This window comes from Sunxiuqinia dokdonensis (assembly GCF_001270965.1).
GTDB classification, from domain to species: domain Bacteria; phylum Bacteroidota; class Bacteroidia; order Bacteroidales; family Prolixibacteraceae; genus Sunxiuqinia; species Sunxiuqinia dokdonensis.
In genome coordinates this window covers 1-10,406 of sequence record NZ_LGIA01000186.1, presented here as the reverse complement: position 1 = coordinate 10,406, position 10,406 = coordinate 1, and the positions used below count along the sequence as shown (strand labels likewise).

Sequence of the window (10,406 nt, the reverse complement as noted above, 5' to 3'; positions counted from 1 at the left end):
GATGAAGCTGATTGAAATTCTTGGCGAGCTGGGAGTAAAAACCACGCGCCTGAAAAAGGGAGAATACCAATTTCAGGCAGACCAGGTTGATTTGGAACACCTCAAGTCAGAACAATTTGCTCAACAAGCAGCCAGCTTGCGTGGATCCATCATGATCGTCGGTCCTCTGCTGGCCCGCTTCGGACAGGCGCTGATTCCTCAGCCGGGAGGCGATAAAATTGGACGACGAAGACTGGACACCCACTTTGTCGGACTTCAAAAGCTGGGCGCCGAATTTACTTACGAAGCAGATCAGCATTTTTATCAAGTCATAGCCAAAAAACTGAAGGGTGCCTACATGTTGCTTGATGAAGCTTCAGTTACCGGAACAGCCAACATCTTGATGGCTTCCGTTAGGGCCGAAGGAATCACCACCATATACAACGCCGCCTGTGAACCCTATTTGCAGCAACTATGCAAAATGCTGGTTTCGATGGGTGCCAAAATTGACGGTATTGGCTCCAACTTGTTACGTATTGAAGGGGTAAACGAACTGACCGGCTGCAAACATACCATCTTGCCTGACATGATTGAAGTGGGCAGTTTTATTGGCCTTGCTGCCATGACCGGATCGGAAATCACCATTCCGAGCGCAGGAGTTGAACACCTGGGAATCATTCCCGAAGCCTTTAAACGGCTTGGCATCCAATTGCAAATTCAGGGCGATGATATTTTTATTCCAGCGCAAAATGAATATGAAATTGAAACGTTTATCGACGGATCGATTATGAATATTTCTGATGCCCCCTGGCCTGGTTTGACCCCCGACTTGCTGAGCATTTTTTTGGTTGTCGCCACACAAGCCAATGGCAGCGTTCTCATTCACCAAAAAATGTTTGAAAGCCGCCTGTTTTTTGTTGATAAATTGATCGACATGGGCGCACAAATTATCCTTTGCGATCCGCACCGCGCAACCGTGATCGGACTGAATAAAAAACACATGCTTCGGGGAACAACCATGTCATCGCCCGATATTCGTGCGGGAGTGGCTTTGCTCATCGCTGCCCTTTCGGCTAAGGGTAAAAGTGAAATTTTCAACATCGAACAAATTGACCGCGGCTACGAAGCCATTGACCAGCGCCTGCAGGGCATTGGAGCCGACATTAAGCGGGTGAATTAAAACACAAGCCCCGTTCAGTTTGTTAATATTTTCAAAAATCAAGACTCAACTTCCTTGCATGTACTCATTTTTACTATTATTGAGCTCGATTTATTTTAACAAAGTTTGAAACAGATGAAACAGAAATTTTTTATAGCACTGGCCTTGGTCTTTGGTTTGACCATCCAGTCGAAAGCAGGAGATGATGTCAAAATTGGACTGCAAATTGGCAACAAAGCCCCTGAAATAGCAGAACAATCTGTCGATGGCAAAGAATTAAAACTGTCGTCACTCGAAGGCAAAATGGTATTGATTGATTTTTGGGCTTCCTGGTGTGGCCCTTGCCGTCGCGAAAATCCGGCAGTAGTTGCAGCCTACAAAGAATTCAAAGATAAAAAATTCAAAAACGGCAATGGCTTCACCGTATTTGGGGTTTCGCTCGATAAAAACAAAGCAGCCTGGGAACAAGCCATCCAGGATGATCAGCTGAGCTGGGACTACCATGTCTCCGATTTAAAAGGGTGGCATGCCAAGTATGCGGCGGTTTACGGAGTTCGTGGTATTCCGGCAAACTTTTTAATCGATGGCAACGGCGTTATTGTCGCCAAGAATTTGCGCGGAGCAGCACTGGAAAATGCACTGGAGCAATTATTAAAATAAGATTATAAATTTCAGTTCACCGGAAGGTAGCACACACGTGCTGCCTTTCTTTTTTTAATTTTGTCAGCAATTTGCAATCCGGGTGTGCCAAATTGTCCCGTTGCAGGCAATGGCAACATATTTGTAATCCTCAATCCGATAATATAAAACGTGAAAAAAATGGCAGAAGAAAAGATTAAAAACGAACAAGAGCAAGCAAGTGAAACGGAACTAAAAGAGAACGCGGCTCAAAAACAACAAGACAAAACTGCTGAAAAAGATACCGACACCAAGAAGGCAAAAGCCAAGAAAGAGAATAAAAAGTCGAAACAGGAAGAAAACACGGAAAAGATAGAAGCATTGGGAAACGAACTACTGGAACTGAAAGACAAGCACATTCGACTGCAGGCCGAATTTGATAACTACCGCAAGCGGACCATGAAAGAAAAAATGGAGCTGATCAAGTCGGGTGGCGAAGGTGTAATTGTCAACATTTTGCCGGTAATCGACGACTTTGAGCGCGCACTCATGGCTTTCAGCAACATGAAAGACGATGATCCGTTAAAGCAGGGCATCAATTTGATCTATAGCAAATTCAAAGAATTCCTGAAGCAAAACGGAATTTCTGAAATCGAGGCCAAAGAGAAAGATTTTGACACCGATCTGCACGAAGCGGTCACTAAAATTCCCGCTCCAAAAGAAGAGTTGAAGGGGAAAGTGGTCGATGTAATTCAGAAAGGTTACCTCATGAACGATAAGGTCATTCGCTTTTCAAAAGTGGTGATTGGCGAATAGACAAAAAAAGTAAGTATGACAAAAAGAGATTTTTACGAAATTTTAGAAGTAAGTAAAAACGCTTCGCCCGAGGAAATTAAGAAGGCTTACCGAAAAAAAGCCATCCAATATCACCCGGATAAAAACCCAGGCAATAAGGAAGCTGAAGAAAAATTTAAAGAAGCTGCCGAAGCCTACGAGGTTTTGAGCAATCCGCAGAAAAAACAACGGTACGACCAGTTTGGCCATGCCGGCGTTGGTGGAGCTGGAGGTGGCGGTGGATTCAGCCAGCACGACATGTCCATGGATGACATCTTCTCCATGTTTGGCGACATTTTCGGTGGAGGTGGTTTTGGCGGTGGATTTGGTGGATTCGGCGGTGGCTCCAGGGGAGGCGGCAGACGAGTACATCGCGGATCGGATTTACGCGTAAAAGTCACGCTTTCGCTTCAAGAAGTTGCCAATGGTGTTGAGAAGAAACTCAAACTCAAAAAATACAAGGCCTGCGACACCTGTCATGGAACCGGAGCCCAGGGAGGCAACGATTACACCACCTGTTCAACCTGTCGCGGAAGCGGTCATGTGACACGGGTAACAAACACCTTGCTCGGGCAAATGCAAACCACGGCTACCTGCCCCAGCTGTAACGGCGAAGGCCAAATCATTAAAAACAAATGTAGCGCCTGTGCCGGCGAAGGTGTTGTGCGCGACGAAGAAGTGGTGAGCATCAAAATTCCGGCTGGCGTGGCCGAAGGCATGCAGCTCAACGTTTCGGGTAAAGGTAATGCCGGCCGTCGTGGTGGCTTGAATGGCGACCTACTGGTGATTATTACCGAGGAAAACCATCCGGATTTGATTCGCGATGGCAACAATTTAATTTACAATCTTTTTCTAAGCCTGCCCGATTTTGCCTTGGGAACAACAGCTGAAATACCAACGGTTGAAAGCAAGGTGAAAGTAAAAATTGAAGCCGGCACACAACCCGAAAAAATTCTGCGCTTGCGAGGAAAAGGCCTGCCTGATGTAAATGGCTATGGAAAAGGCGATTTACTCGTTCGCATTCATGCGTGGGCGCCAAAGAATATTTCGGCCGAAGAACGCAAAATGCTGGAGAAATTACAGGAATCACCCAACTTCAAGCACACGCCCGGAGCGGGTGACAAAAACTTTTTTGAGAAGATGAAAAACATCTTTGAATAAATACGCCTGATTATCAACAAAGAAAGCGGCTTTCCCTGAAAGGCCGCTTTCTTTTTTTTCGGTAGAAGTTAACAGAGCTTACCAATCCATTTTAATCACTTCGCTACCAGCCAGCAGAAACGCTCCGGTACCGTACACTTCCCAGCTGTCGTTGGTAAAGTTGGCACGCGGATCGGCTCCAATAGGCTGCGTCCAGCCAACATGCCCATCTGGTTGAATCAAGCCATTCAGTCCAATCCAGGCCTTCTCTACGACTGGTTGATATTCCGATTTTTCAAGTAAGCCATTGTTCACGCCCCAAGCCAAAGCATAAGTGAAGAATCCGGACCCACTCGCCTCGCCTCCTGGATAGGATTTTGGATCCAACAAACTGGCGCGCCAAAGTCCGTCGTCTTGTTGAAGCGATTTAATCCTTTCCGCCATTTTCAAAAACTGATCCTCATAAAAGGCCCGGTTTTCGTAGTCCGCAGGCAATTCATCCAACACACGAACCAAGCCGCCCATCACCCAGCCATTGCCACGCGACCAAAATATCTTTTCACCATTGGCTTCAGTTTTTGGCTCTTTCCAATTGGTCTGATACATCATATCGCGGGCATACAGATTCTCTTCTTTGTCGAAAAGCAAATCGTAGGTTTCCCGAAATAGCTTGTCGCTAAATTCAAGGTATTTCGGTTCGTCCAAGGTCACCCCTAATTTAACCAAAGCCGGCGGAGCCATAAACAAGGCATCGCACCACCACCAGGTAATTGGACGAATCTCACCGGTCTTATAAGGGGTTGCTATCATTTCGTCCACCGTTTTGCGGAAAGGCTCAATCATTTTCTGATCCTTTTCAACCCGGTACAAATCGATATAGGTTTGACAAATCGCATGATCGTCTGCATGTTGCAAACGCGGCCCGGGCTTCCACTCGTTCGCTTCGCCCATGTCAATCATCGCATTCCACAGCCTTTTTTTACCCGTCGTTTCCCAGGCAGCAAAAACTCCGGCGTAGAAAGCCCCGTTAGTCCAGTCATACAGCTCATGCTTCGGATTTTTCAGCTGCCAATAAGCAGCCTTATTCATGGTTCTTTTAATGTGATTCGACTTAAAGAATTTGTTTGTATTTTGTGCGGTTAGGCTTGCTGCAAACAATGTCAGCAATAAAAAGGAAAGGAGTTTTTTCATAACAAATTGGAATTAGGGTTCATCAAGTTTTTCAAAAATAACAAATTAAGGCAATCGATTGCTGTGTGAACTTAAAATTAAAAAATGAATAATTATTCACCCTGAAATAATAATTTGTCAGTATTGCGTTTGGTACACTTTCATTTTATCGCTATACTTGCAGCTCAAAACGAAAACGAAATGAATAACAAACTTGGACATTACGGCCATCATCATCACTTCCTATTTACTGGTAGGCCGTAATTCTTTTGTTTTGTTTTAAAAATATTAACCCAAAGAAGGCTTACCGAAAGGTAGGCCTTTTTTATTGAACTTAAAATAATATGACACAGTTGAGAATTGCAATCCAGACAAAAGGCAGGCTAAACGAAGATTCCATGCAACTCATGGAAGAAGCCGGAATAAAAATCAACCTCGGAAGACGGAAGCTTTTGGCGGCCGCCAAGAATTTCCCTCTCGAAGTACTCTTTCTTCGTGATGATGATATCCCGCAAGCCGTAGCCGACCAGGTGGCCGACATTGGCATTGTTGGCGAAAATGAAATGCTGGAGAAGAAGGAAAACGTTAAAATCATCAAACGACTGGGTTTCAGCAAGTGCCGTTTGAGTCTGGCCATTCCAAAATCGGAAGACTATCAGGGAATTGAGTGGTTCAACGGGAAAAAGATTGCCACATCGTATCCGGTTATTTTGAAGGATTTTCTGGATAAAAATAAGGTTACAGCCGATATTCACGTCATCTCCGGATCCGTGGAAATTGCACCCGGCATTGGTTTGGCCGATGCCATTTTCGACATCGTGAGCTCCGGTTCGACGCTGGTTTCGAACCGGTTAAAGGAAGTGGAAGTTGCGCTGTATTCCGAAGCGGTTTTGGTTGCTCCCGAAAACCTATCTCCCGAAAAACAAGCCATTGTTGATGAAATGATCTTCCGCATGGAATCGGTTGAGCGAGCCAAAGGTAAGAAGTACATTTTGCTGAACTCGCCCAACGACAAGATTCAGGAAATCTCGGCAATTCTGCCGGGAATGAAAAGCCCGACCGTAACGCCATTGGCCGAAGAGGGTTGGAGTTCGCTGCACTCGGTCATTGCCGAAAACGATTTTTGGGAAATCATTGGCAAACTAAAAGCTGCCGGCGCACAGGGCATTTTGGTTGTCCCCATTGAAAAGATGATTTTTTAGTCCACCTCTCCAAGGACCATTCGAACGACAGAAATTTTCAATTCAAATACTAAGGCATGAAACGTTACTTAAATCCCGATAAAGCAAGCTGGCCGCAGATTCTTGAACGGCCGCTGTTCAATGCAGCAGACCTGACCGGAAAAGTCAAGGCCATTCTCGATGAAATCAAATCGGATGGCCTGCCAGCTATTCAAAAATTTACCGAGCAGTTTGATGGAGTTGCCATCCGCGAGTTTGCCGTAACCGAGGCAGAAATTGCAGAGGCCAGCCAATTGGTCGATGCAGAGCTGAAAGCAGCCATTGAAATTGCCGCTTCGAACATCCAGCGTTTTCATGCCAGCCAGGTCACGGAGTTAAGAAAGATTGAAACCAGCCCCGGCATTGTTTGCTGGCAAAAAGCAGTGGGCATCGAAAAGGTCGGATTATACATTCCAGGCGGATCGGCGCCGCTTTTTTCCACTGTGCTCATGTTGGGAATTCCGGCCAAAATTGCCGGCTGCAGCGAGATCGTTTTATGCACCCCGCCAAACAAGGAGGGGAAAATTCATCCGGCTATTCTATTTGCCGCGCAACTGGTGGGGGTCACCAAAATCTTCAAACTCGGAGGCGTTCAGGCCATCGGTGCATTGGCTTACGGTGCCGGATCAGTTCCAAAAGTGTCGAAGATATTTGGTCCGGGCAACCAATATGTGATGGCCGCCAAACAATTGGTTAGCATCGCTGACGCGGCCATTGATATGCCGGCCGGCCCATCCGAAGTAGCCGTTATGGCCGATGAATCAGCCAACCCTGCTTTTATTGCTTCCGACTTGCTTTCGCAAGCCGAACACGGACCAGACTCGCAGGTGGTTTTGGTTTGCAATTCTGAAAAGCTGGTGGATGAAGTTGAAGCGGCACTGGCCAAACAATTGGCCGAACTGAGTCGAATGGAAATTGCCACAAAAGCGCTGGATCATAGTGTAGCGATTGTTGTCAACAGCGAAGACGAAATGGTTGAAATGATCAACGAATATGCGCCCGAACACTTGATCATCTCCATGAATAAATACCTGGAAGTGGCTGAAAAAATTGTGAATGCCGGCTCGATCTTTCTGGGAAATTACACCCCCGAAAGCGCTGGTGATTACGCTTCGGGAACCAACCACACTTTGCCAACCAATGGCTGGGCGCGTTCTTTTAGCGGTGTTAACCTGGACAGTTTCATCCGAAAAATCACCTTTCAGGAAATCACCAAAGACGGTATTCAAAACCTGGGCCCGGTCATTGAAAAGATGGCCGCAGCCGAACAATTGGACGCGCACAAAAATGCAGTCAGTTTGAGATTAAAAAGCTTGGAATAGTCACCGGCCTTTTTCCTCCCCTGCAAAGGGGAGGTGTCCCGATTTATCGGGACGGAGGGGTCAACTTGCAAACATTATGAACTTAGACAAACTCATACGTACCAACATCAAAAACCTGAAACCCTATTCATCAGCCCGTGATGAATACACTGGCGAAGCCATGGTTTTTCTCGATGCCAACGAAAATCCGTTCAACGAACCCTACAACCGCTACCCGGATCCGTTACAAAGAAAAGTGAAAGAAAAAGTTGCTGCGATCAAAGGCTGTGAGCCGTCACAAATTTTCCTCGGAAATGGAAGTGATGAACCGATCGACCTGCTTTTCCGCGCATTTTGTGAGCCCGGACGAGACAACATGGTGACGATGGATCCAACTTATGGCATGTACCAGGTTTCGGCCGATATCAACAACGTGGAAGTTCGAAAAGTTAAACTAAATCCCGATTACAGCTTTTCGGCTGATGCACTGCTGGAAAAAACGGATAACCAAACCAAACTGATTTTCATCTGCTCACCCAACAACCCCACCGGCAATTTGCTCGATAAAAGCGAAATGACCAAACTCATCCAAAGCTTTTCAGGATTGGTGATTGTTGATGAAGCGTACATTGACTTTGCCCCCGGAGCTAGTTTGTTATCCGAATTGAATCAATACGACAACCTCGTTATTCTTCAAACCTTTTCCAAGGCATGGGGCATGGCCGGAATACGCCTGGGAATGGCTTTTGCCAGTCCGGAAATCATCCGAATCTTCAACAAAATCAAGTATCCGTACAACATCAACATGCTCACGCAGCAAAAAGCGCTGGAACTAATTGAGCAGGAAGCCGACAAAAACCAATGGGTGGACTTACTGATTGACGAGCGAAAAAAACTGGCCGAACAACTCAACAGCTTCCCGTTTGTTGTAAAGGTGTTCCCTTCTGACGCGAACTTTTTGCTGGTAAAAATGCATGATGCCCGCGGAATTTATGATTTCCTGGTTGAAAAAGGCATCATTGTCCGGGACCGCTCGAAAGTAGTGCTCTGCGACGACAGCCTGCGCATAACGGTGGGAAGCAAAGAAGAAAATGAGATATTGTTGGAGAAGCTGAACGAACTGATTTGAAAAAAGAAATATCCAATGAAGAATATTCAATAATAGAAATCTATTTTTCAAAAGTATAGAAACAGCTAAAAAACTAAAATAAGAAACACTGAACAAGAAATAAGGAACAAGAAAGTTGCCTGTTGGAATTTCCTGATTCCTTATTCCTTATTTCATGTTCGATATTTACTCATTTATGAAAAAGGCACTATTTATCGACCGCGACGGCACACTGATTCGTGAGCCCGAAGACGAACAAATTGACTCGCTGGAAAAGCTGGAGTTTCTTCCCGGTGTTTTCCGCAACATGCATTTCATTGCCAAAAACCTGGACTACGAATTGGTAATGGTCACCAACCAGGACGGATTGGGAACCGATTCCTTCCCGGAGGAAACTTTTTGGCCGGCTCACAACAAAATGCTTCAGGCTTTTGAAAACGAGGGTGTTGTTTTTAAAGATATCCTCATCGACCGAAGCTTCCCTGAAGATAACGCACCAACACGTAAACCACGAACCGGCTTGATGGGAAAATACCTGAGCGGTAGTTACGACCTCACCAACAGTTATGTCATCGGTGATCGCCTGACAGATATCGAACTGGCAAAAAACCTTGGCGCAAAAGGCATTCTGATCAATGATGGTTCGCTGACAGATGAACTAAAAAAGAAGGAGCTGGAATCCTATTGTACACTGGTCACCACCAGTTGGGATGAAATTTACGCGCGCGTTGCCGCTCCTGAGCGAACAGCCAAAGTGGAACGCAACACCAAGGAAACCCAAATCAAAATTGAACTCGACCTGGACGGCACCGGAAAAGGCGACATCAGCACAGGCCTGCATTTTTTCGATCACATGCTTGATCAGATTGCCCGACACGCCGGCGTTGATCTAACCATTAAAGTCAACGGCGACTTGCAGGTTGATGAGCACCATACCATTGAAGATACCGGGCTGGCATTGGGAGAAGCTTTCAAGCTGGCGTTGGGCGACAAGCGCGGCATTGAGCGCTATGGCTACAGCCTGCCCATGGATGACTGCCTGGCACAGGTTGCCCTCGATTTTGGCGGCCGCCCCTGGATTGTTTGGGATGCGGCATTTAAGCGCGAAAAAGTAGGCGACATGCCCACCGAAATGTTCTTTCACTTTTTCAAATCATTTTCCGACACTTCGCTTTCAAACATCAACATCAAAGCCGAAGGTGACAATGAACACCATAAAATTGAGGGGATCTTTAAAGCCCTGGCCCGCGCCATTAAAATGGCCATTAAAAAAGATGTGTTTAACTTTGAACTGCCTTCAACCAAAGGCGCATTGTGAGAGTTAACCACAAAGAGCACGAAGTTTTTTTCACCAAGATCACTGAGGAATGCTAAGCAGAGAAGATATTTTCAAATTAATACTGGATTGTGCTTTTAAAGTACATTCCGCGCTAGGCCCAGGGCTGCTTGAAAATGCCTATGAGGAATGCATGATGTATGAACTCATCGAGTCGGGTTTAAAGGTCGAACGGCAAAAACCGCTGCCGCTAATCTACAAAGAAGTAAAACTTGACGCTGGCTACCGTGTTGATTTGTTGGTTGAAGATTGTATCATCATTGAAGTGAAAGCGGTGGACGACTTATCTGACATTCATTTGGCACAAATTCTAACTTATTTAAAACTATCAAAATGCAAGCTCGGGCTCTTGGTGAACTTCAATGTAAAACTTCTCAAACATGGGATAAAACGTGTGATCCTATGAATTTACAACCAGGAGTTGGAATTGTGAATCAAATAACTTCGTGTACTTTGTGAAAAAACTTAGTGCCCTTTGTGGTAAAAAATTAACAAAAATGAAAAGCATTAAACCCTTACGCGAAAAGAAAAATACAGCCAT

Annotated in this window: 10 protein-coding genes; 9 read left to right on the top strand and 1 reads right to left on the bottom strand. The window is 45.6% G+C overall.

The genetic code is table 11. The annotated features are described in order from the left end of the window. The 4 genes from NC99_RS17090 to dnaJ form a co-directional block, all read left to right on the top strand. Positions 1-1,159 (top strand): UDP-N-acetylglucosamine 1-carboxyvinyltransferase (locus tag NC99_RS17090; protein ID WP_053186548.1); only part of this gene is annotated, 1,159 nt, incomplete at its 5' end. Between the two features lie 114 nt (positions 1,160-1,273). Then, entirely contained in the window at positions 1,274-1,798 is a 525-nt protein-coding gene (locus tag NC99_RS17085; protein WP_082326547.1) for a TlpA family protein disulfide reductase, read from the top strand. Between the two features lie 159 nt (positions 1,799-1,957). After that, on the top strand, positions 1,958-2,572 hold the full coding sequence (locus NC99_RS17080; protein ID WP_053186545.1) for a nucleotide exchange factor GrpE: 615 nt from the start codon (positions 1,958-1,960) through the stop codon (positions 2,570-2,572). Between the two features lie 15 nt (positions 2,573-2,587). Then, positions 2,588-3,751, top strand: coding sequence for a molecular chaperone DnaJ (dnaJ, locus tag NC99_RS17075; protein WP_053186542.1), 1,164 nt, complete (start codon positions 2,588-2,590; stop codon positions 3,749-3,751). Between the two features lie 78 nt (positions 3,752-3,829). Here dnaJ and NC99_RS17070 read toward each other — a convergent pair whose 3' ends face one another. Continuing rightward, positions 3,830-4,921: a glycoside hydrolase family 88/105 protein gene (locus NC99_RS17070; protein ID WP_053186539.1), complete on the bottom strand. Its 1,092-nt coding sequence runs from the start codon at positions 4,919-4,921 to the stop codon at positions 3,830-3,832. Between the two features lie 323 nt (positions 4,922-5,244). Here NC99_RS17070 and hisG point away from each other — a divergent pair, with 323 nt between their 5' ends. The 5 genes from hisG to NC99_RS17045 all read left to right on the top strand — a co-directional run bounded on the left by hisG (position 5,245) and on the right by NC99_RS17045 (position 10,271). Beyond that, the gene (gene hisG, locus NC99_RS17065; protein WP_053186534.1) at positions 5,245-6,102 is read left to right on the top strand and encodes an ATP phosphoribosyltransferase; all 858 of its coding nucleotides are present in this window, start codon (positions 5,245-5,247) and stop codon (positions 6,100-6,102) included. Positions 6,103-6,158: 56 nt separating this feature from the next. Next, the gene (gene hisD, locus NC99_RS17060) at positions 6,159-7,442 is read left to right on the top strand and encodes a histidinol dehydrogenase (RefSeq protein WP_053186531.1); all 1,284 of its coding nucleotides are present in this window, start codon (positions 6,159-6,161) and stop codon (positions 7,440-7,442) included. A gap of 76 nt (positions 7,443-7,518) precedes the next feature. After that, positions 7,519-8,550, top strand: coding sequence for a histidinol-phosphate transaminase (gene hisC, locus NC99_RS17055; RefSeq protein WP_053186528.1), 1,032 nt, complete (start codon positions 7,519-7,521; stop codon positions 8,548-8,550). 175 nt (positions 8,551-8,725) lie between these two features. Further along, positions 8,726-9,847, top strand: a complete 1,122-nt coding sequence (gene hisB / locus NC99_RS17050; protein ID WP_053186551.1) for a bifunctional histidinol-phosphatase/imidazoleglycerol-phosphate dehydratase HisB — start codon at positions 8,726-8,728, stop codon at positions 9,845-9,847. A gap of 49 nt (positions 9,848-9,896) precedes the next feature. Beyond that, entirely contained in the window at positions 9,897-10,271 is a 375-nt protein-coding gene (locus tag NC99_RS17045; RefSeq protein WP_053186526.1) for a GxxExxY protein, read from the top strand. Positions 10,272-10,406: the final 135 nt, after the last annotated feature.